Raw genomic sequence first — 23554 nt, forward strand, 5'->3', positions numbered from 1 at the left:
GACAGATGAAGAAGTTATTTTTTTTAATTCCCGGATTTATTATTTGTAGTGGGTTGTTTAGTAGATTATCTGCCCAGACAATTCCTGTAGGAACACAGGTATTGGAAGATTATTACAGAAGGCTGCAAATGATGGGGCAGTTAGATTCCACGATTTCATTTAGTGTACGTCCCTTATCAGCACAAGCGCTCAACGCAAGTAATATATTCGACCCTGATAGTACACTGGCAGACGAAAGCTGGCTAAATTTTAGTAAACCCTTTACCTTTGCCAATGGTAAAGGTAAATTTCAAGTGCTGCCTATTAGTTGGCAGCAGCAATTTAACTCACAAAGACCTTATGGTTGGAATGATGGTGCCATGATTCCTGCTAAGGGATATCAGACATTAATTAGTGGCGGTTTTTTTGCAAAATTTGGGCCATTAAGCATCCAGTTTAGACCAGAATATGTATATGCTGCTAATGACAAATTTGAGGATTTTGCGAAAGGAAAATCTGATAACGATATAAGGAGCTACTATTATGGTGCTTATAATTATATTGATGCTCCTGAGCGATTTGGAGTAGGGGCCTATAATAAACTTATGTTAGGTCAGAGTAGTATTCGATTGACATTTGGCCCTGCTTCTTTCGGATTTTCCAATGAGAATCTGTGGTGGGGGCCAGGCGTACGTAATTCTCTGATTATGGGTAATAGTGCCCCGGGATTCAGGCATTTTACTTTAAATACAGTAAAGCCGGTAAATATTTACATTGGGTCTTTAGAAGCGCAGATTATCGGAGGAAGATTAACTTCCTCTGGTTATTCCCCTCTTTTGCAGCAAACTTTGTCAACAGGTGAGAATGTATACAGGCCTAAAGATGGTGCGTGGAGATACCTTGCAGGACTAAATATCGTTTATCAACCTAAATGGGTTCCTGGATTATTTCTTGGCTTCACAAGGACATTTGCAGCATACGGAAGAGATGTCAAAAATTTTGGTGATTATTTCCCATTCTTTGTGCCATTTCAAAAGAATGCAGTTGCAACTTTTGATGATCCTTTTGATCGGGATCAACGAACTTCCTTGTTTGCCAGATGGGTATTTACCAAGGCTAAGGCAGAAATTTATTTTGAATTTGCTAAAAATGACAATGCTTATAATTTTAGGGAGTTCCTAACCTCACCCGATCATTCCAAAGCTTACCTATTTGGTGTCAGAAAACTTGTGCCTTTAAAAGGACGTACTGATGAATTTATTCAGATCAATGGAGAAATTACACAATTATCACAGTCGCTAATTCGGACCATTAAAGATGCAGGGAATTTTTATATCCATTCCAGGGTTCGTGAAGGTTATACTCATCTTGGGCAGCGTTTAGGAGCAGGCACTGATGGAAATTTACAGTCTATGGAGGTTAATTGGGTGAAAGGTCTAAAGAAATTAGGGCTTACTTTTGAGCGGTACGAGCATAATGTAGATTTTTATAATGCTTATATTAAGGATTTAGATGGCCAAAGTCGTAAATGGGTTGATTTTTCTCTGGCAGCTCAAGGAGAGTGGAATTATAAAAATCTACTATTCAATGCTAAATTTCAGGCTATCAAATCCTTAAATTCTCAATGGTTAATGGCAGATTATACACCTGGAAATTATTATATTCCTCACAATGATAAATATAATATTCATGGTGAGTTTGGGATTTCTTATCGCTTTTAAACCTGATTTGGATCTTTCTTAACAAGGTTTAAGTAAACTGCAAATACGATACCTGAAAGTAACATGCCAATGAGGATAGCGTAGGGATATTTTAGTTTGTTTCTTTTTAATGGAAGTTCCGGTTCATCAACAATTTGTACAGTTGGCGTTTCCTGAGCAAGCATAGTTTTGCTCATTTCCAAATTCTTTATGGTTTCCGTAAGAATGGTACTTAATACAATTTTATCTCTTTCTTTCAATTCAGCTGTGGCATTCGCTGATGAGTAAGCCGGATTGAGATCTAAAAGCGTTTGACTAGCAGCAGAGGACGCATATGTTTTTCGATTTAGAATTACACTTATACTATCCGCACGGTGCTGCAGGCGGTTAACATTGTTACGAAGTCGCTGAGTTTTTGTGCTGATGAAAAAATCTGTAGCCTGGGTTAGCATTCTGGTACAAAATAAATTAGCCAAACCTTCATCTCGCATTGTTGTATTGATTTCGAAAAAGCTCAGTTTTTTGTCTGTTTTGGTAATGCTAAATTCTCCTTTTAAGATGAGCGTAGACATTTCTTGTAAAAGACTATCTTGAAGCCTGCTGTTATTTTTACCGCTAATAGGGAAAGTAAGCTGTTCGCCCGCCTTGAGGTGCTTTCCCCACTTCTTATTTAATTCGTATACCTGTGTGTAACGATCTGCGAAGGATTGATTTTTTGTTGAATCATATGGTGTTAGCAGTGTCGCTTTAATCAATTTACGGCTTTTTAATAGCTCCTGTACATTATCTCCAGACAACACTCCACCTGCACCACCAAGGCCATCCAGGTTAAAGCCTAGCTGACCGGCAAGTCCTGCAAGACCGGCACCGCCTGCCGATTTGGAATCGTCAACAACAAAAGTTAATCTGGCGGTATAATTTGCCGGTTTCATCCAGGCAACCAGCGCTCCCAATATGCCACCTATCAAAACAACTATGAAAAGCTGTTTCTTAAAATTAAATATATATTTAACATCGGCTATACGCTCATTGATTAACTTTTTTATGGAAAATTCAGAGCTGGAGTTATTTGTTTCGTTTTGTGGAGTCATTTTATTTAGATAGAATAGCTATAAGCCCTACTAATGCGGTTATGGCAGAGGTTAATCCGCTTATTTCAGCGAAACCAAGCCTGAATTTATTATTAGGGTCTTTTAGTGGTACTACAATTTTACTCCCAGGTTTAACTGCAGGATAAGTGCGGAAGAAAAGGAAATGACCGACGGGTTTGTTGAGTCCATTAGGATATTGTACATATGCTCCTTTTAGGCGAGCATTTTCCTTTGTGCCTGCAGCAGCATTGATATAGTACTTAAATCGTCTGCCGTTATAACTGATTAATTGGGGATTATTTACTGCTCCAGATACTTCAACAAGTGAAATGGCCCTTGGGATATAAATACTGTCGCCCGGTAAAAGGATCATGGTCCTTTTTACATTTGGGTCATTACTCTTACTCGTAAGATCAAGATTCAATCTTGTTCCTTTTCTGTAGACCTGGGCATTCTCCAGTGCGCCATAGGGGCTAAGTCCACCAGCTCTTTGCAGTAGGTCGAGTGCAGTCTCGTCTCTTCTTTGAACCGCATAATCACCCGGGAATAATACTTCTCCCTTTACGCTAATGTTACCCAAGGCTTTATAATTTACAAGTCTTGGTACATAAATGTAATCCATAGGTTGAAGCTCAAGCTCCTGTTCTGCTGATGTGTTGTTATTGAGGTCTATAGTGAATGTTTTTACCAGCTGATTTGCGACACTGTCAGAAGTATTTTTTATGATTCTGGAAATTTCAATATGGTGTTCGGCCGCTTCGTCCTGAAAGCCCCCGGCCATTGCGATTACATCACCTAATTTCATGCCCTTTCGGAATGTGAAAGTGGTAGGTTTTTTTACAAATCCATTCACGGTAACATTCTGCTGAGAAACAAAAACCGATCTATCCTGGATCGTAATAGAATCCTCTCTCATTAAAGGTACATCGCTTTTTCCGCTAATTACATCTGCAGGATTAAATGAGATCATTTCCCTTTCAAGATTAGGTAGGGTTCTTTTAATATAGCCACGTTCCATATAAGCTTCCACTTTTAAGCCCTGCGCTGTTTTTAAGAGCTCAGATAAGCTTAGTCCAGCTGTGAGTTCATAGACGCCTGGTCGGTTAACTGCGCCCTCCAGAACGATTCTATTGGTATATCTGTTTGTAATTGCACCTATTTGAACCAGATCACCATTATGTGGCGTGAAATTTCCAAATAAATTAGCCGGCACATCTTTTACTTCTCTTTCCAGAGCGTTAATCTGATCTACTTTTGCTATTCCACGGTAGGCAATATCTGTAAATCCGCCTGCATAGCTGATCAGGTCTTCAAGTTGTTCATTTTCCTTTAGTTCATATATTGCAGGGCGTTTAATTTCGCCCTTAATCCCCACTCTTTTTTTATAAACCGGAATTCTGATCACATCCTGATCTTCCAGTCTTACGTTGCCGTCCATCAAACCTTTTTGCAGAAAACTGTAAAAGTCGATTGTTTTGTAAAGCTTGTTATTTCTTAAAAGCTCAATGTATCTTAAGGATCCATTCGCGTTTGGTCCACCGGAGTTGTACAAGGCATTAAACAGTGTTGATAATGAAGATATTGTATAAGAACCCGGAGTTTTTACTTCTCCTATTAAAGTGACCTTTATACTTCTGGTATTGCCAAGATTTACAGCCACCTGAGTTTGTCCACCGCTTAAAGCAGGGTATACTTTGGTCATTTTATTGCGAATCAGCCCTGTTGCCTGTTCGATTGTAAAGCCGTTCAGGTAAATAATGCCGGCACGAGGGATCTGCAAATTACCTTCCGGAGTTATTTTGGTACGTATGCTTGTTTCATTTAAGCCCGTAACAAGTACAATTAACTCATCTCCGGGGCCTAAAACATAGCTTTTAGGCGTTGCAAGACTGAAATTGGGCTCAAATTTAATGGCAGTTTGATTAAAGAATTCCATTCCATAAACTCCGAGAGGTGGTTCAGGCGCAGGTTTCTCTATAATTATGGGCTCTGGTTTTTTAACGGTATTTGCAGTATCTCTGTTTACCTCTTTTTTCTCCTGTTCGGGTGCTTCCTGAACTTTAACGACTTTTTTATTCAATCCAAGCAAAACAACCCTGTCCTTAAAGGCTTGAACTTCACCTGCAGGCATGCCTTTTTGAAGCATTAGTTTGTAGGCTTCTTGTTCCGGAACACCAGATTCCTGTAGTTTATCCCAAGCTTGTTTGATCTGAGCATCAGATAACTGACTAACTTTCACATTCTGGATGTCACTCATTGAGACCGTTTGGGCCTGGCCTTTAGCGTAGCCAATAACCAATAGAATCAATAGTATGTAGTAACGGAATTTATTATTCATGAAGATGTTATGATAAACTACAAATATAAAGTATTAAGGTTTAAAAGCCATATGATACACCGAACTTAAACTCGTTAGGGACAGCTGAGGTTTGTATGCTCGGTCTGATGATCCCATTTTGATGCATGTAGGCTGCTTTTACATATAGTTTATGAAGCAGCTGATAATTAGCCTCAAGTAAAAATTGTTGTTGATGTTCAACTGGTCCCTGATTTAAAAATCCTGGTTGAGGTTCAGCAAAGTACTGATCTTCCAGGCTTCCATCTCTGCCTTTTCTTATGGTGTTGTATTCAAATCTTGTGGTCAATCGTGGCATAGGAGTATAGCTTAACCATGCGGTAAAACGATCTGCATTTTGTCCGATCCAATCACCTAGTGTATAGCTTTGATTTGAATAGGTTTGCGCTTGCATTACATTGTTGTAAACAAAAGGATTGATGTGTGTGTATTCGGCCCCGATAGTTAAATAGGATATGCCTACATCGGTTACTGATGCACCTAAATTATAGCCAAGCTGATTCCTGCTTCTTGCTTTATTAAAGATTTCAGCCGTGCGAATTTCATCTATAAAGAGTGTTGCGTAAAGGTGGGTTTTGGGCAAATGGTTCCTTGAACTTACAGAAAAGAAAAACTGACTGTTTGATCCCGTAGTAAGCTTGTACCGGCTTTGATACTGATCATAGGCTTTAAAGAACATAATAGGAATGAGGTAACCTATGTCGAAGTTATCACTGTACACCATCGATTCCCCTACGCTAAGGTCTAGCCCTTTAACAGGTAAAAAGCTTAAAGTATGAGAGGCCATAAATTTTTGTACATATAACTCTCTGTTTTCACCATATACACCATTCCCTTTTGGATATGATCTTGCAGAATCAATTATTGCAGAATTTAACCAGGCATGCGTGTAATTAAAGCGGAGCCATGGAAGAGGCTGATAATCCAGTCTTATGTTTGGATAAGCAGGTGCTTTGTCCGACATTACCATTCGGCCGCCTTGTCCGTATCCCCACAACAACTGATCTTTACCTATACTTAGTGAACCATTTTTCCAGCTGTAGGTAAGGTTACCTCGAAAATCACTGTAGTTAACTGTTTTTGCATTAGGATTTATATTGGCAGTTCTGATAATTCCGGTTTCGGGTGTAAATATCCTGTTGCTATCAATACCTTTTCCCCGGTCAGTGATGTCCTGAAAATAAAATTGAAAGCTAACATGTTTACCTGCATGTCCCCAGAAAGTTAATCCTGTACCTACTCGGGATACACTTTTCCCGTCACCCTGGAATGTTTCAAAAGTCAGTGCCGGGTCACCACGAAGAAGAAAATCATCTTTTGTTACTGATAAAAACCTCCATCTATTGTAAGGATCTTTCTTAAAGAAAGTTGTACTGTCTTTTATAGCTGGGTCAAATTCACTAAATTCCTGTTGATAAAATTTAAGCTCCTTTTGTTCGGTTGGCGAGAGTTTGGCAACAGAATCCTGCAATTCACTCAATAAAGATGCAATCTGTTTTCTGCTAACCGGTTGTATCAGGTCATTGAATTCTATATTTCCCTTTTGTGCCTGACGCGAAAGGTATTTGTAAACAGGATTAGTAGGGTTTTCGAAAACTACCTGAGCTTTGCCGGTGATTCCGGTAAAGAGAAATGTAATCAGAAGAATTGCCTTGTAATGATGCAGTAAATTTAGTTTCATAGGTAATAGTTTATTTTGAAGGCTGTACAAGCACCTTCATTGCTTGGTAATAGGCATCAGTAACCTTATCCCAATTATATTTGTCAGCAAGGCCTGAACTTACTTTTGTCCTTAGTGTTTTTACTTGATCGGGATGGTTTTCAAATAATGCTAAACAATCCGCTACAAATTTCTCACTTTCCCCAAAAAACAGACCAAACTCTCCGTTACTTAACATTTCCCGATTAAAAACCGTATCCAGGGCAGCGATAGCACAGTTATTCGACATTGCTTTAAGCATTGCAGGATTTGTTCCTCCGTATTTATGTCCATGAATATAGGCAAATGAATTCTGATACAATGCAGCAAGCTCTTGTTGGTCAGTAATATATCCTAAAAAAATCAGGTTCTCATTCTGAAGCTTTTTCAGGCTTTCGGCGTAGGTGTCGGCATATGGAACATCGCCAACAACCACGAGTTTCTTGGACGATGCTGAAGAGAGGAAACCTCGTATAATAAGATCAGCATTATTATCGGGAATCAATCTTCCAACAATGAGATAATATTCTTCTTTATTCAGATTGAAACGCGCCAGTGCGCTTGCTTCAGCCGGTTTAAAGGGAGGAGCACCATAGGCAATTACAGTTGAGTCTGTATTGAATTCTTCCAGATAAACTTTTCGCATTGCCTCGGCATCAGTAATGATCTGATCGAATAATTTAACGGCCATTTTAGCTGCGAAATGAAAATACCTTGCGCCCATTCCTTTCCATTTGGGACGTAACCACTCCAGACCATCTACATTGATCATGGTTTTCTTCCCTGTTATTTTTGGGATCCAGCCCATTGGGCCTGCAGCGAGGTTTACGACAAAAATTACGTCGACCGGACTAAAAGTAGCATGAACAATGGAAAAAAAGCTGTGGACAATCTGATTCAGGGATTTTCCTTTTAAAGTAGGGATATAATGTAAATGAACTCCATTTACTACAGTAGGAAAGGATTTGAACAGATTTTTCTGGCAATAGACGTGTACTTCTACATCCTGTTTTACCAGTCGTTCACTTAATTCTTTGACGAGGGTTTCAAAGCCTCCATATACATACGGATAACCACGGGAGCCTATGATTGCAATCTTCATTTATGAAAAGGGATTTTAATCCTGCAAAACTAAAGAAATATTTTTGGCAGATTCCTTTCTTACGACAGACTCACGTTTAGTTTGTCCTGTAAAGGTTTCAAGAATGGCCAGTTCAAATGAATTCGCAGAAAATTGTGCTCTGATTCTGGAGGCAGCATTTTTGCCCATCCTTTCTCTTTCATTTATGGAATTGATCAGCGGAAGCATGGTTTTTGCGGCCTCAAATGCTTGATTAATGGGGATTAATAATCCGCTATCACCATCTTCTATCATTTCCTGAGCACCTCCCTGTCTTGTTGCTACTACAGCTTTTCCGGCAGCCATTGCTTCAAGAACAACAGTAGGAAATGGATCAGGCAGTACAGAAGGTAAAACAAATACATCAAGGGAGTTCATGATGTTAATGATGTCCTCTCTATATCCTAAATTATAAATCATATTATTGATGCCATTTTCATCAATGACTTGTTGGTTCTGGGTATATAGGTATTCATAACCGGGAAAAGCATCACCAACCATAACAAATTTGACATTGGCATTTAACTTTAATAACTCAGCTGCTATTTTTATAAAGTAATCCTGTCCTTTCCAGAAATGAACCCGGCCAATCATTCCAACCAGAATGGTTTGGTCTGAAATATTCAGCTCGGCTTTTAAAGCTCCTTTTTTATCTGCAAAAGGAGTACAATCCAATCCATTGTAAATGGTTTTTAATTTCGAGGGGTCTACCCATTGTTTCCAGTGATTTTTAACCGCATCAGATGCGGTAATTACTGACGTGCTGTATTTGTTTAATAGCCAACCCATGGTTCTGACAAAAATCAGGGGTTTTGTTGTAATTTCAAGAACATGCCAGATGTGCTTTAATTTTAAGCGGCGTGCTACAATAGCACCTACCAGTACAGCAGTGGTATGTGAATACACCAATTTAATGTTGCGCTCCTTAACAAGATTCTGGAGTGATTTATTGGCTTTTTTTAACACCAATAACCTGTTTATAATTCCTGGGAATGAAAAATATTTCCGTCTTAAAATTCCTAGTCTGATGATATGAACTTCAACTTGTTGATTACGTAGTTTATCTACCAGTGGGCCTTCTTCAGAAAGCACTACAATTGGCGTATTACCATTGCTTTTTAGCACTTTGATAACGTTCAATAGTACATTACTTGCTCCGTATAAGTCAGATGAACTATGCAGTATAAGTATATTCATATATTAATTTCTAGATTTTATTACAACGGCCGGTACCCCTGCAACTATGCTATAAGGAGGTACATCGCGCGTTACAACACTACCTGCTGCAATTATCGAGCCCTTTCCAATGGTAACACCTGCCAGGATGATACTGTTAGCTGCAATCCAGCAATCGTCTTCTATTTTTACAAATTCTCTTTTTACTCCCTGATCTTTTATGGTGACATCTGTTCTGTCGAAAATATGATTTTCAGCATAAATACTAACCCTGGGAGACATCATTACATTATTTCCTATTTCGATCATACCTGAGCATCCGATATAAGCGTAAGGACCAATACTTGAATTGTCTCCGATCTTAAGGCCTTCTCCTATAGCGCCACCGTAAGAATTAGTTGGTCTTACCAATGCAAATTTTCCTATAGTTACCCTGTCTCCGATCATAATTTTCTTATATGCCATACAATTTACTTCGGCATAATCTTCAACAATGAAGTCTTTACCCACATTTAAGTATTTAGCATAACGTATTGATGCACCCTTTCCTACAAAAACCAGGCCGCTTGCAGAACCAAAGAATAAGCGGTGCCAGCAACCCCTAAGTAAGTAGATGAACATCCTGTACAAGGTAATGGCTGTATTACTTTTACTCCATTCGTTATTAAATCTTGAATTAATGTACGAGAAATAGGATTTCTTATGATTTACCTCCATCTAAATAGCGTCGTTTTTTTAGGTTAGATTTTGCAAATCTACTATTTTACTTTTTTAAACAGGGCTAATAATTCGGCGGCTGTTCTTTCCCATGAAAATTCCTGAAGACGTATTTTTCCTTTTTCTATCATTTCTGATTTCAGTTGAGGATTGTCAATGACCATTTTTATTTTATGATAAAGGTCATTAGGATTGTAAGGATCAAATTGAAGTACTGCATTCCCACCTACTTCAGGAAGGCAGGTATTATTGGAAACAATTACAGGAACGTTATGCTGAAAGGCTTCGAGTACAGGCAAACCAAAACCTTCATTTAATGAAGGAAGTACATATAACTCTGCATTTTGATAATACCATGCAAGATCATTGTCCGGAATATAGCCCGGCATGATTACGTAATCCTGAAGCTGGTATTTTTTTATGGTTTCTATAATTTCTAAACCTGCATCCATATCATTCTTAGGACTGAACTGACCTCCAAGGATTAGGGTGTAGTCATGGTATCCGGCAGATCTTAACAGGTGAAATGCCTCAATGAGTAGGGCCAGGTTTTTTCTTTTTTCGAAAACGCCAATATGTAATAAGTACCTGGATGTTTTTATATTCAGGCTACCGGATGATAGATCTTTTTTATGAATTAAGGTTTTAGGTGCTTCAGGTATTGGAATGATTCTATCTGCCGGGATTTTTAGATAATTTAAAACTGTATTTTTTGCGTATTGAGTAGGGGTAGTAATAAATGCGGCTCTTTTTGCCGCCGATACGCCGAGGGATTTGAAGGTCATGAGCCAATACTTGTTATAGTGTTGCGGGTATTCCCAGAAAAAAGCATCATGAAAAACAGGGATGGTTTTGAACTTCAGGTTTATTAATGGAATAAAGTAATCTGTACAAAAGACGATATCGCAACCATGTAAAGCAGCTTTGAGCGGCAGAATAAGTTGCTTCCATAATATAAAACGAAATTGTTCTATTAGTTTATAAAACTTATTGCGGCCGGTGTATACCCGAATTGAGGTGTCGAAAAAGTAAAATTTGAAGCCCGGATGTTCTTTTTGAAATTCTTTGTAAATTTCCTCCAGGTAAGTTCTTTGACCTGTTTTGGCAATTCTCAAGTCTCTTATGTCAAGCCCTACAACAATAGTTTTAGTCATGAGCGGTTCTTTGTGTGGTTATACTTTTAATAAAGATTCCTGATAAAAACCAACTGATATAAATTACATAGGAGTAATTTTCAAAGTTTGTAGTTAACAAAGGGACTACACTTCCAATTTTGAAAAGGAATAACATAATGGCAATTTTTCTTTCATTCCCCTTCAGTATTTTGATCCATTTATAAGTGTAAGTGAGTAAATAGATATGTATTAAGAGGTAAAGTACTAAGGCAATTACACCCGCCTGTACACCTATGATGATAAATTGATTTTCTCCCCCAACATTAACCCCCAGCATACCTGCTACTTTTCCGGAACTACCCAGACCTAATCCTAAGGGCTGTCTGATCATGGCATCTATCCCTGCTAGCCATTCTACGATGTGTCCTACACTGGAAGCATTCTGAAAAGTGATTGTGTCAACTACAAAGCTATAGATGTCCTCATTTTGGATCAGAAAAATAAAATACAGAACAGCTGCAATGAATCCATAATGAAAAGTTTTTAACATATAGCTTTTACGGGTAATAAAAGCATACACATATATCATTCCGAAGTAACTGACAAGAGGTGCTCTTGAGAGGGCGGCAACAATAGCAATAAAAGTAGAGACTAAAGCCAACTGGCCAAATGCACTTATTTTTAAGTTGTTTTCATCATCAGTGTATAGTCCGGCAATAACAGCAAGGGCTAACAGGGTTGCGGCGGCATATTCAAGAGGATTTGAGAAAAAACTGGCAAACCTACGAAAGCCGGTTTCAGTTTCGAAAGTCCAGGTTAATCCATAATTCCCTGTAGGTTCCTGGCCAAAATAGTAAAAGTTGTAATCGGCATAGCCCGTATTGGTCTGGAAATGTAGATCAGACATTAGCTCATAAACCAGTACTGCAGTAGCTGCAATTGCAACAATGAGTATGTAATGAAAATACCTGCTGATATTGACCTTCCCTGCATCTACAAACCGCCCGGCGGCATATATTAAAGGGAAGAATGAGGTGCTTTTAAAAGCTGATAAGCGGTCTGAAAAACCATAATCTCCAAGAGGGATTACTACATAGAGCAAAGTATAACAAAAGTATGCTCCCATAAGGTAGTCTACCACATTCAGTTTTAATTTCTCTTTCAGCTGATAAATACCTATACCCAATGTAATGAGTACGAGTAGTTCTTTTATGGGTTGAAAAACAGGGATTAAAAACTTAAATCCCAGTACGAATGACAGGGACATTGTTGTGGTATAAATAGAAAGGCCAAAAATAAAGAATAAGAGAACTCCCTGCCTGTTGCCCTTGATGATATCTGCCATCGAATACATAAAGGATAAAAGAAATATCAGCGGAAAAATTATCATTGGCAGTTTTTAGTGACCTTACTTATCTGTTCTGCAAAATAAGTCAAAACTATACGATAAAACCTAAAACTATAAATATATTGATCAGAATAAATAACTTTACTGCCGCTTATGAGAAATAACATTCCAATTTTTATTTTATGCGGGGGTTTCGGAACAAGGATTAAAGAAGAGACTGAGTTTCGTCCAAAACCGATGGTTCCAATAGGAGAGAATCCTATTTTGCTGCACATTATGAACTCTTATGCTAAATATGGTTTTAAGAAATTTGTACTCTGCACAGGATTTAAATCTGAAGTTATAAAAGATTATTTTCTGAAATACTCTGAATTAAATAGTGATTTCTCTATTGATTTCAGAACGAATACCAAAAACATATTGTCGATAGATCATAACCTTGACTGGGAAGTTACTTTGGCTTATACCGGAGCAGAAACCATGACGGGAGGCCGGATTTCTATTGCTACAGAAAAGTATTTGAATGGAGCTGAACATTTTGGCGTAACCTACGGAGATGGTTTATGTGATGCCGATCTGAATGAGCATTTTAACTATCATTTATCGCACAATAAGATCGGAACGGTTCTAGGGGTTAATCCACCCTCAAGATTTGGAGAAATAAAATTAGATCAGGACAGAGTTGTAGAGTTTTCGGAAAAACCGGAATTCAATGAAAAATGGATTAACGGAGGGTTTTTCTTTTTCAAAAAAGACTTTTTAAAATACCTTTCCAAAGACAAAGAATGTGTCTTGGAAAAAAAACCGCTGATCAATCTTGCCAAAGATGGACAGTTGAATATTTATAAACATAAAGGGTTTTGGGCTTGTATGGATACCCAAAGAGACCGAGACTATCTTACAGGTTTGCTTGAACGGAATGAAGCTCCCTGGATTTAATTAATAATTATGAATGTATTTGTAACAGGCCATTTGGGATATATTGGTGTGCACCTTGTAAAACAGTTAAAAGCGTTAGGACATGAGGTAACAGGGTGTGATATCGATCTTTTTAATGGCTGCGAATTTGAACCATTTATCAGACCTGATAAAGAGCTGATTAAGGACATCAGGAACCTGACTGTAGAGGACTTAACAGGATACGATTGTATCATGCACCTTGCTGCAATATCCAATGACCCTATGGGAGACCTTGATGAGCAGATTACTTATGATGTTAACTTAAAAGGATCCGTTGCACTTGCAGAACTGGCAAAAAAGGCCGGGATCAAAAGATTTCTTTTCTCTGGCAGTTGTTCTGTATATGGCAAAGGAGATAAATTAGATCTTTCAGAAACAGATACACTTAATCCGGTATCTGCCTATGCAATTTCTAAAATTGAAGCTGAAAAGCAAATTTCGTTAATGGCGGATGCGCATTTTACTCCGGTATATCTTAGAAATGCCACTGCTTACGGTTTCTCACCTATGTTGCGGATAGACCTGGTGGTCAATAATTTATTGGGTTGTGCGCATGCAAAAGGAGAGATCAGAATTATGAGTGATGGTTCGCCATGGCGTCCGCTTATTCATTGCAGTGATATTGCAAAAGCATTTGTTCATTTAATGACGGCAGATGTAGCACTTGTTCATAACAAGGCCATTAACATCGGAGGCAACGAGGAGAATTACCAGGTGAAGGATGTTGCTGATTATGTACAGAAATTAGTGCCTTCGGCAAGTATTAAATTTACAGGTGAAGTGGGGGATGACCCAAGAAATTATCGTGTTAATTTCGATCTGTTAAATACTTTGGTTCCCGGATTTAAACTCGATTACACTCTGGCTGCCGGAATGGAGGAGCTGAATCAAAAATATATTACAAAAGACTTTAATCAGGAAGATTTTGATGGGGATAGGTACGTGAGGTTAAGGACTTTGAAACATACCCTAAATAAAATCAAGCAATAAAATATGAGATTTACAGAAACGCCACTCAAAGGAGCATACCTTATTGATCTGGAAAAGAGAGCCGACGAACGTGGTTTTTTTGCCCGAGCTTTTTGTGTGAATGAATTTGATGCTCATGGTCTTGATCATGCAATAGTTCAGATCAACAACTCCTTAAGTAAGGATAAGGGGACACTTCGCGGAATGCATTATCAGCTTGCGCCGAAAGCGGAAACTAAAATAGTTAGGTGCATCAAAGGAGCTTTATACGATGTGATTCTGGATCTTAGGAAGGAATCTGAAACTTTCGGACTATCATTTGGTCATGAAATTACGGCTGATAACCGTACGATGATGTACGTGCCAAAAGGATTTGCTCATGGTTTTATTACTCTATCAGAAGATACAGAAGCATTTTATATGAGTACAGGATTTTATGCCCCTGAGTTTGAGAGAGGGGTTCGTTATAATGATCCGCGATTTAATATTCAATGGCCAATAACACCGGTTGTTGTTTCTGAAAAGGACTTGAATCACCCTGATTTTAATGAGCTTTATCATTTACAATAATGAAGATACTTTTTACAGGTGGAAGCTCTTTTACAGGTTATTGGTTTATTCAGAAACTGGTATCGAGCGGACATGATGTGACTGCTATTTTTACCAGAGAAAGTAGTAGAGCCTATGCTCCTGAGCGTTTCAAAAGAATTGAAGGACTAGAGAAAATTGCAAAATCTCATTTTGGCATAAAGTTCGGAGACCCGGAATTTGTTGAATTACTAAAGGAAGGTGAATTTGATGTTCTTTGCCACCATGCTGCTGAAGTAAGTAATTACAAGAATCCTGATTTTGACATTGCAGAAGCTATAAAATCCAATACTAAAAACATATATCAGGTATTTGAGGCCCTCGCTGCCACAGACTGCAAGCTTGTGGTTACAGGGTCGGTATTTGAGGAAATCAATAAAGTTCAGGATAATCTACCTCAAAAGCATTATTCCGGGTATGGTCTTTCTAAATCGATGAGCTATGAATTGTTCCTTTATTATGCAAAACTATTTGAGGTAAGGATTGGGAAGTTTGTGATTAGTAATCCTTTCGGAGCTTTTGAAGAGAAAAGGTTCTTAAACTACCTTATTACCGGTTGGATAAAGGGAGAAACGAGATCTGTAAATACCCCTCTTTATATAAGAGATAATATTCATGTTGAATTACTGGCTGATTATTATGCTTATTTTATAGAAAGGATGGCGACTTCAAAAGATTCAACAATAACATTTGCCCCTACCGGCTATATTGAGACGCAGGGAGAATTCGCTGCAAGAGTGGCGACGGAAATGCGATCACGCTTGAATAAGGATTGTATCGTAGCTAATAACGACCAAACAGATTTTTCTGAACCTTTGTCTTTATTTAATCATGATAGGGTAATAGAAATTGAAGAAAGTTTTGATGCCAAAAAGGCCTGGGACGATCTTGCAAAATTTTATACCGATTAAACAGAGGGGTCAAATTTGTATTTTCTCGTCATTTTGCCCTTAATGCCATCTTTAACAGCTTTTAAGTAGGTTTTAAATTTTACGATTCGCCATCTTAACAGAAAATAAACCAACACGGCACCAAAATAAGCGAATGTACAGGTGTAGGCAATGATTTTTTGAAGTGGATTCAGGTATTGCTTGATCATCCATATTTGATTGCGCGCATTATGATAATGGACAATAGGATTCACAATACCCTCCTTGGTTTTCTTTTTTGTTTTGTATGCAGCACCTGCAATGTGGTATATTATGCTATCCGGAACATACATTAATTTAAGCCCTGATTCTTTTATTCTAAATGAAAGGTCAACATCTTCATAATACATGAATAAACTCTCATCGAGAAGACCTGAAGTTTTTAGCAGTTCCGTGCGGACAAGCAGTCCACAGCCGGTAATCCAGTCTACCTCTTTAAGTTTCTCCGAATTTGGGGTAATTCTCTTGTTATAACCTTCAGTATAAGATTGACCGGTCCAATGGTTGAAATATGATCCTGCATTCCATAGCAAATTGCGATCGTGCTCAAAATAGATTTTAGGCTGGACAGCTGCCACCTCCGGGTGGCTATTAATGTAATCGTACAGGATCTTTAAAAAGTCGGGCTCTACAATCGTGTCGTTATTTAAGAGCATTGAATATTTGTATTCCCTATTGATGCAGTAATTTAATGCAAGGTTATTGCTGCCAGTGAAACCTATATTATCTATTATCTTTAGAAAGATGATGTTCGGAAAGTCTTTAATTAATTTTTTATCTGAACCATCTTTGGATCCATTGTCAACAAGGATGATGTCAAAGTCCTGAAATTCCATTTCATATAAAGACTGAATACAGTTATGGGTATATTCATAACTATTCCAGTTTATTAAAATAACGGCAACGGATTTAGGCAAGTTTGTGATGGGCATAATTTCTGGATTTCTTTATAACATATTCATACATCATTAAGGCACTGCATTCTACAATTAAAGTGTACAATCCGAGCCAATGGTAGCTTCGGCTTTGTATCAGTAAAAAACAGGTTATACAGGCGATGATGAAAAGGATTATAGAGATGTTAAAAATAGATCGTGTATTGTTTTTGAGTAGAAGATCAACAACATTAAGAGAATTAAGTGCTGCCACAGCAGGAACAAATGCCATAATCCTAAGAAAATTGCTGGCCATTTCATTGTGCTCGCCGGATATTAAGTGGATAAAAAAGCCCGGCATTATAAATAAGAGGAGTGAGCCGAAAGAAAAGATAATCGCCATCAAACCCTTCATTCGTTTCATGTAGGCTTCCCAAAGTTTCGGGCCTTCCTGATAAAATTGAGCAGCTTTTGGATAAATCGCATTGGATACAGCTATGATCATGATTCGGGATGACCATATGATCTTATCGCAAAGGGAGTATGCTCCAAGCCAGGTAGGGTTCCCCCATTTAGCCAGGGCAAATACCATTAATGACTGTTGAAGCTGAACAGATACGCTATTGATTGTTAAATAAAAATTTTCTTTCCCGATTTTTAGCATTTCATGCTTTTTGGGAATTAGAAGTCTAAGTTTATAATGGAATACGGCATAGCCAAGAAGTGCAAGATAGGTAAGGCAAGCTGAAGTGCCGATGATCAGATTTACCCACTTTGCATCGTCGGGGCCTTTAATTACAATAATAACTAAAGTTATAATTGAAACTTTAGATATGAGGTTGGCTATGTTGTAAAGCTTTAACCGCTCTACGCCGGTAAAGAAGAACAATGGATTTAGAACTTCTGCTGCAACAAGAGGAATAGCCAGTATAATAAATGTATAGTATTTAATGTTAAGCCATTGCATTGCGACTACTGTGAGAATAAAAAGTATGAAGATGAGCAACCTCATCCAAAGTGTAACATAAAAAACATTACGAAGCCGAAAAGGATTCTTAATATTTAAGGCAATGTCTCTTATTCCGGATTGATTGGTACCATAATTGATAGCAATTCCCGCAAGCCCTGAAAATGTATTGGCAAGCATAACAAAACCAAAAGCTTCAATCCCAATAATATGTGTAATTATTGGATAAATTAACATGAGCAACAAAGCATTAGAGAGTTGTATGCTGCTTAGGTTAATGAAGTTAGCTAAGATGTTAGTTTGTTTAAGGCGCTTGTAAGAACCTATAAAGTATTGCTTCAAGTTTATTTAAATAGGTGACGGGCAAATTTAGGATATTATAAGCAATAATTAATCCATATATTTTGGGTAATTAAAACATGCTATTTGTGGATTTAATCCATATTTTTGGCCAAATTAAATTAGAATAGAACAAAACTCAGATAAATGATAGATAAGTACGGTACTTATTATAAAGCTATAAGTATATTGTTAGATCTTTTTCTGGTTAATCTGTCGATCTTTATTGGATATTCAATAACACATCTTACTTTAGGTTATTCCGGTGTTGATCCCAGTCTGCTTCATATTTTACTGATTAACTTCATCTGGTTTAATGTAACTCAGATTACCCGCCTATACAATGACCTTTTTGTTAAGGATGCTATCCCAACTATAAGACAGACTTTAGGCTCATTGTTGCTTTTTATTGTCGTTATAGCGGTTTTATTGTTTGCTATTAAGGACTTTAGTATTTCGGGCAAGCTGATGGGAGTTGCTTTACTGGTGTTTGTTCCTTTGCTTCTATTTGTTAAGATAGGCTTTCTTTTACTTCGTCGTTCACGCAGGACAAAAATGATCAACTATAAAAAGGTGGTTATTGTAGGGGCAGGACCTTTGGGTATAGACCTTAGGAAGTATATGGAAAGGAACACGCATTTGGGATATAGGGTTGTTGGTTTTTTTGATGACAATCCATCACTAAAAAATGGAGACATCAATATTTTGGGGAGTGTTGAGGAGTGTATAGATTACGTACGTGAGAGTAGTATAAGAGAGGTTTATTGTGCTCTACCGGATCGTGCATTACATAAAATTAATCAATTAATGCGTCAGGCTGATAAGGAAATGATCCGATTTAAATTGGTGCCGGATGTTAAGGACTATTTTAAAAAGAATGTCATGGTTCAGCTTTATGGTCATTTGCCGGTTCTTAGTCCACGGACTGAGCCTTTGGAAATTATGATTAATCAAGTGGTAAAACGGATTTTTGATATCGTTTTTTCATTGTTGGTAGTCGTTTTTGTGATGAGCTGGCTGGTGCCTTTAATGGCTATTCTGATTAAAATGGAGTCTAAAGGTCCGATTTTCTTTAAACAGCTAAGGTCGGGGAAACATAATGAGCCTTTTTATTGCTGGAAGTTTAGGAGTATGCGTGTAAATGGCGATTCTGATACCAAACAGGCCAGTAAGGAAGATAGTCGGATTACAAAGATTGGTGCTTTTATGCGAAGAAATAGCATTGATGAGATGCCTCAGTTTTTTAATGTATTGATTGGGGAAATGTCTGTTGTGGGGCCACGACCACATATGTTACAGCATACTGCCGAGTATTCTGCATTGATAGACCAATTTATGGTTCGTCATTTTCTATTGCCTGGAATAACCGGATGGGCGCAGGTAAATGGCTTGCGAGGAGAAACCCGAGAAGATGGGTCAATGGAGGAACGGGTAGATGCTGATATCTGGTATTTGGAAAACTGGTCTTTATTGTTGGATTTAAAGATCACTTTCCTAACTATATGGCAAATACTTATTGGTAATAAGAACGCCTGGTAAATCTATTTTAAATCAGCTCTTTGTTTTTAAGTAAACCACTATCCACTAGTCTTGCAAAGTATTTGCTCAAGGGAACTCTATTTAAGGTTTCCAGATGTCTTACATGATGGATGTCTGTGCCGATAAAATCAATCATATCTTTTTCAATTAACTTTTCTGCTATTGATTTTATGTGTTTGCCGTAGTGTTCAGTTAACGATAGGGCATTGACTTGAAGTTCAACACCCATTTCTTTAATTCGTTTGTAATAGTCGAATTGTTTGTGGAAGAATAAATATCTTTCAGGGTGGGCTAAGACCACTTGATAGCCTTTGATGCCAAGGTCAAATATTACCTCTTCTAAGTCATGTGGTCTTGAGATCTGACTAAATTCTACCAGAAGCCTGTTGCCTTTTAAAGGCATCAGATTTCCTTCACTAAGCTGATTTTGAAACTGTTCATCAAGGTAATATTCAGAAGATAGATTTAAGGTTATGCCTTCAGGTAATTTTCCAGTTAACTGTGAGTGCCCATTTTTCAGAGTTTCGGTCGTGTTTGGATGAATGTCCTGTAAAGTGTGCGGTGTAGTGATCAGATGATGAAAACCTAATTCTTTTAGTCCTGAAATTAATTCAATGCTATCTTGAATATCTTTAGCTCCATCATCTACACCTGGAACTAGGTGAGAATGCATATCAACGCCTATTGGGGTGAAATCGCTATAATTAGACTTTTTGGAACGGTTGAAGAAAAACATCAGATTTTTATATTGATTAATAACTAATACGAAGCTAAGTATAAAATTTAAAATTTTATGGTATGAAATTTGTGAATGGCGCAGTGAATTGATGATATTTTATCATTCAGAAGTAAACCTTAAGTATTACATTTGAAAAGTTTAATAATTGTGCTATAAAAGCCTATGAGAAAATTCTTTTACTTGATTGTCGCCGTACTCTTTATGAGTTCTTGTGGCGTTAAATATAAATCTGTACCCTATTTTACGGACTTACCGGCAGATAGTTTAATCAGAGAACAAATAAAAAATCAAACTGTTTTAAAGATTCAAAAAGATGATATTCTTGCTATTACAGTATCTAGCTTGAATCTGGATGCCTCGGCTATATTTAATATGGGGACTACAAGTTCAATTCAAGGGAATTCATCTGGTGCGAGCAATCCAATGACTACTTCGAATGGTTTTGTCGTAAATCAGAATGGGGAAATTCAATTGCCATTAATAGGGGCAGTTAAGGTCGAAGGATTAAGTACGAATCAAGCGAGAGAATTTATTCAAAAAGAATTAATTAAATACCTTAAGGAACCTGTTGTAAGTTTGCGATTAATTAATTTTAAAGTATCTGTTTTAGGGGATGTTGTGCATCCTGGGACTTATCCTGTGCAGAATGAAAGAGTGACTGTAGTTGAAGCATTGAGTATGGCTGGTGATCTTTCCATTACAGCAGTTAGAAAAAATGTATTGTTAATAAGGGAAAATGAAGGTAAAAGACAATATATTCGATTAAATATGCAAAGTAAAGATTTGTTTAACTCTGAATATTTTTACCTTCAAAACAATGATGTTTTGTATATACAACCAGGAAATGCTAAGTATGCAAGTGTAGACGCTAGTTATCGGAATGTTAGTATTATATTTTCAGCATTATCCGTAATTGCCTTAATCATTTCCCGTTTCTAACTTGTTTTAATAATGATCAATAACGAAGAGAATACTTCCTTTACAAGAGATGAGGAAGATAATAAACCTATAAATATCCGAGAATTAATTTCGAAATACCTTTTTCATTGGCCAATCTTTTTTGTTGGCATCACGGTGTGCTTGATTGGTGCCTTTTTCTATTTGAGATATACAGAAGAGGTATATATGGTCAACAGTACTTTGTTGATTAAGGATGAGAAGAAAGGTGGAGCAGCAGGAGGGTCAGACATTCTGGCTGATCTGGATGTATTTGGAAGCAGTAAGTTAGTTGATAATGAAATTGAGGTTTTAAGATCTAAGACTTTAATGCAAAAAGTGGTGGATCGCTTAAATTTGATGATTAGCTATAATGTAGAAGGTAGGGTAATCAGTCAAGATATTTATTTGGGTAAACCTGTTAATATTAATGTTATCCAGATGGATAATGCTCTTTATGGGAAGTCCTTCGTCTTGAGTTTTCCATCTAAAAACACCTATTTATTAGAGGATTTAGAGGGAATAAAGAAAATTAGTGGAGCTTTGAATCAGTTACAACGGAATGAATTTGGAGTATATAAAGTTGATAAGACAGCTAATTTTGATAAATGGGCTAGTAAAAAATTAAATGTTACGATAAGTGATCCACAGAATATAGTTGATAAATGTTTGGGGAATTTGGGTATTGGTTTGTCTAGTAAGCAGTCTACAGTTCTAAATCTGAGTTTTCAAACTACAGTAATTCAACGTGGAAAAGATATCTTAAATACCTTAATACAAGTTTATAATGAAGCAAGTCTATCAGATAAAAATAGGACTACACAAAGTACTATTGATTTCATAGATGAACGTTTAAAACTAATAAGTGGGGAATTGACTGAAGTTGAGTCGGATGTAGAAGGATTTAAAAGCAGTCGTGGATTGACCGATATTAGTAGTGACGCGGCCCTTTTTCTGGAAAATGTAAAAGCGAATGACGCTAAATTAAATGAGGTGAACTTACAGATTAGCGTAATCAACGATATTCAACATTATGTAAAGTCAAATTCTTCAGAGGAGAAATTACCAAGTACTTTAGGTATTAATGATCCTGTTTTGTTGGGACAGATTACTCAATTGGGTGACTTGCAACTAAAGAGAGATCAATTATTGTCTACAACACAATCAAGTAATCCGTTAGTTGAGTCTTTAACTAAACAAATTGAGACGACTCGACTTGGAATAAAAACAAATATTGAGAATATTGCATCTTCATTAAACAATACCAAGAAAGAACTGGAAGGAAATAATAGCGGATACCAAAGTTCGATAAAGAAAATTCCAGGACAAGAGCGTCAACTTATAAGTATAAAGAGGCAGCAGAGCATAAAGGAAAGCCTTTATCTGTACCTTTTGCAGAAAAAAGAGGAAGCTGCGTTATCCTATGCGTCAACTGTTGCCGATAGTAGGGTGTTAGATTTGGCCTATTCTTCAAAAGCACCGATTAAACCAAAGAAACAGGTAACTTATCTTATTGCTCTTTTATTTGGGATTTTAGTGCCTGTTGGTTATATACATGGAAAAGAATTGATGAATAATAAAATAGAAAGTTCATCAGATATTGCTAAATTAACTTTAACACCAATTTTAGGCGAAATTTTCTTTGATCAAGGATCAGAACCAATTGTTGTTAATGCTAACAGTCGTAAGGCAATTGCAGAACAATTTCGTTCGATTAGAACAAATATGCAGTTTTTGCACGGAAAGCAAGTTCCAGGGCAAGGTAAAGTTACCCTGCTGACTTCAAGTATGTCAGGAGAGGGGAAAAGTTTTGTAGCAAGCAATATTGCAACTGCTTTAGCCATTAGCGGGAGGAAAACTATTTTATTGGAGTTAGATTTGCGTAAACCAAAGGTTAGTAAGTATTTAGATTTAACAAATAAAGTTGGACTGAGCAATTATTTGATAGGAAAGGCTGAGATAAAAGATATTATACAGCCGTCAGGAATAAATCCTAATCTTTTTGTAATTGGATCAGGGCCAATTCCCCCTAATCCATCAGAATTATTAATTCAAGACGAAATAGAGTCATTAGTTGAATATTTAAAAATGAACTTTGACGAAGTTTTTATAGACACCCCTCCAATTGGGATTGTCACAGATGCTCAGATTCTCGCTCGTTTAGCTGATGCAACTCTTTATTTAGTTCGACAAAATATAACATTAAGAGATCAAGTCAAAAGTATGGATGAATTATATAGGAATAAGAAATTTCCTAAACTTAATGTTATTCTAAATGGTATTAAATTAGGCGGAAGCCATGGTTATGGTTACGGTTATGGTTATGGATACTACTCCGATGATAGCGAAGACCAAAAAACTAGCCTAAAGGTAATTTTCAAAGATTTTTTTAAACGCTTTTAATTTTAAACG

General features: G+C 37.2%; 19 protein-coding genes. 8 read left to right on the forward strand and 11 right to left on the reverse strand.

Features of this window, described 5'->3' with window-relative positions:
- Positions 1-5 precede the first annotated feature (5 nt).
- On the forward strand, positions 6-1700 hold the full coding sequence (locus HQN83_RS10590; RefSeq protein ID WP_173090310.1) for a capsule assembly Wzi family protein: 1695 nt from the start codon (positions 6-8) through the stop codon (positions 1698-1700).
- On the opposite strand, the gene HQN83_RS10595 is transcribed toward HQN83_RS10590, so the two are convergent.
- The 8 genes from HQN83_RS10595 to HQN83_RS10630 are packed head-to-tail and all read right to left on the reverse strand — an operon-like array spanning position 1697 to position 12298.
- Complete coding sequence (locus tag HQN83_RS10595; RefSeq protein WP_173090311.1) at positions 1697-2770, reverse strand: hypothetical protein; 1074 nt, start codon at positions 2768-2770, stop codon at positions 1697-1699. The two genes, HQN83_RS10590 and HQN83_RS10595, sit on opposite strands and share 4 nt — an antisense overlap.
- Before the next feature lies 1 nt (position 2771).
- Positions 2772-5108 (reverse strand): SLBB domain-containing protein, encoded by a 2337-nt coding sequence (locus HQN83_RS10600; protein WP_173090312.1) that lies wholly within the window; start codon positions 5106-5108, stop codon positions 2772-2774.
- A gap of 40 nt (positions 5109-5148) precedes the next feature.
- Positions 5149-6807 carry a capsule assembly Wzi family protein gene (locus HQN83_RS10605; RefSeq protein ID WP_173090313.1) on the reverse strand — a complete coding sequence of 553 codons (1659 nt, stop codon included), beginning with the start codon at positions 6805-6807 and terminating at the stop codon, positions 5149-5151.
- Between the two features lie 10 nt (positions 6808-6817).
- Positions 6818-7927, reverse strand: coding sequence for a DUF1972 domain-containing protein (locus HQN83_RS10610; RefSeq protein WP_173090314.1), 1110 nt, complete (start codon positions 7925-7927; stop codon positions 6818-6820).
- 15 nt (positions 7928-7942) lie between these two features.
- On the reverse strand, positions 7943-9142 hold the full coding sequence (locus tag HQN83_RS10615; protein WP_173090315.1) for a glycosyltransferase family 4 protein: 1200 nt from the start codon (positions 9140-9142) through the stop codon (positions 7943-7945).
- Positions 9143-9145: 3 nt separating this feature from the next.
- Positions 9146-9838 (reverse strand): acyltransferase, encoded by a 693-nt coding sequence (locus tag HQN83_RS25450; protein ID WP_173090316.1) that lies wholly within the window; start codon positions 9836-9838, stop codon positions 9146-9148.
- A gap of 41 nt (positions 9839-9879) precedes the next feature.
- Positions 9880-10992, reverse strand: a complete 1113-nt coding sequence (locus HQN83_RS10625) for a glycosyltransferase family 4 protein (RefSeq protein ID WP_173090317.1) — start codon at positions 10990-10992, stop codon at positions 9880-9882.
- Positions 10985-12298, reverse strand: coding sequence for an O-antigen ligase family protein (locus tag HQN83_RS10630; RefSeq protein WP_173090318.1), 1314 nt, complete (start codon positions 12296-12298; stop codon positions 10985-10987). The genes HQN83_RS10625 and HQN83_RS10630 overlap by 8 nt, the downstream gene beginning before the upstream one ends.
- Before the next feature lie 156 nt (positions 12299-12454).
- On the opposite strand from HQN83_RS10630, the gene HQN83_RS10635 reads away from it, so the two are divergent.
- The 4 genes from HQN83_RS10635 to HQN83_RS10650 are packed head-to-tail and all read left to right on the forward strand — an operon-like array spanning position 12455 to position 15729.
- Positions 12455-13240, forward strand: coding sequence for a sugar phosphate nucleotidyltransferase (locus HQN83_RS10635; RefSeq protein WP_173090319.1), 786 nt, complete (start codon positions 12455-12457; stop codon positions 13238-13240).
- A 9-nt stretch (positions 13241-13249) separates the two neighbouring features.
- Positions 13250-14251, forward strand: coding sequence for an NAD-dependent epimerase/dehydratase family protein (locus HQN83_RS10640; RefSeq protein ID WP_173090320.1), 1002 nt, complete (start codon positions 13250-13252; stop codon positions 14249-14251).
- Between the two features lie 3 nt (positions 14252-14254).
- Complete coding sequence (rfbC, locus tag HQN83_RS10645; protein ID WP_173090321.1) at positions 14255-14800, forward strand: dTDP-4-dehydrorhamnose 3,5-epimerase; 546 nt, start codon at positions 14255-14257, stop codon at positions 14798-14800.
- A complete protein-coding gene (locus tag HQN83_RS10650; RefSeq protein WP_173090322.1) occupies positions 14800-15729 on the forward strand; it encodes an NAD-dependent epimerase/dehydratase family protein in 930 nt (309 codons plus the stop codon). Before rfbC ends, HQN83_RS10650 begins: the two co-directional genes overlap by 1 nt.
- Here the strand turns inward: HQN83_RS10650 and HQN83_RS10655 are convergent.
- Positions 15726-16679 carry a glycosyltransferase family 2 protein gene (locus tag HQN83_RS10655; protein ID WP_173090323.1) on the reverse strand — a complete coding sequence of 318 codons (954 nt, stop codon included), beginning with the start codon at positions 16677-16679 and terminating at the stop codon, positions 15726-15728. The two genes, HQN83_RS10650 and HQN83_RS10655, sit on opposite strands and share 4 nt — an antisense overlap.
- Complete coding sequence (locus HQN83_RS10660) at positions 16657-17931, reverse strand: oligosaccharide flippase family protein (RefSeq protein ID WP_173090324.1); 1275 nt, start codon at positions 17929-17931, stop codon at positions 16657-16659. The genes HQN83_RS10655 and HQN83_RS10660 overlap by 23 nt, the downstream gene beginning before the upstream one ends.
- 144 nt (positions 17932-18075) lie before the next feature.
- Here HQN83_RS10660 and HQN83_RS10665 point away from each other — a divergent pair, with 144 nt between their 5' ends.
- Entirely contained in the window at positions 18076-19467 is a 1392-nt protein-coding gene (locus HQN83_RS10665; RefSeq protein ID WP_173090325.1) for an undecaprenyl-phosphate glucose phosphotransferase, read from the forward strand.
- A gap of 7 nt (positions 19468-19474) precedes the next feature.
- Here the strand turns inward: HQN83_RS10665 and HQN83_RS10670 are convergent, their stop codons facing one another.
- A complete protein-coding gene (locus HQN83_RS10670) occupies positions 19475-20140 on the reverse strand; it encodes a tyrosine-protein phosphatase (protein ID WP_173090326.1) in 666 nt (221 codons plus the stop codon).
- A gap of 228 nt (positions 20141-20368) precedes the next feature.
- Between HQN83_RS10670 and HQN83_RS10675 the strand changes: the two genes are divergently transcribed.
- Together HQN83_RS10675 and HQN83_RS10680 are read left to right on the forward strand one after the other, a co-directional pair.
- A complete protein-coding gene (locus HQN83_RS10675) occupies positions 20369-21145 on the forward strand; it encodes a polysaccharide biosynthesis/export family protein (RefSeq protein ID WP_173090327.1) in 777 nt (258 codons plus the stop codon).
- Positions 21146-21157: 12 nt separating this feature from the next.
- The gene (locus tag HQN83_RS10680; RefSeq protein WP_173090328.1) at positions 21158-23545 is read left to right on the forward strand and encodes a GumC family protein; all 2388 of its coding nucleotides are present in this window, start codon (positions 21158-21160) and stop codon (positions 23543-23545) included.
- Positions 23546-23554: the final 9 nt, after the last annotated feature.

The sequence above is a fragment of the Pedobacter foliorum genome (assembly GCF_013266735.1).
GTDB lineage: Bacteria > Bacteroidota > Bacteroidia > Sphingobacteriales > Sphingobacteriaceae > Pedobacter > Pedobacter foliorum.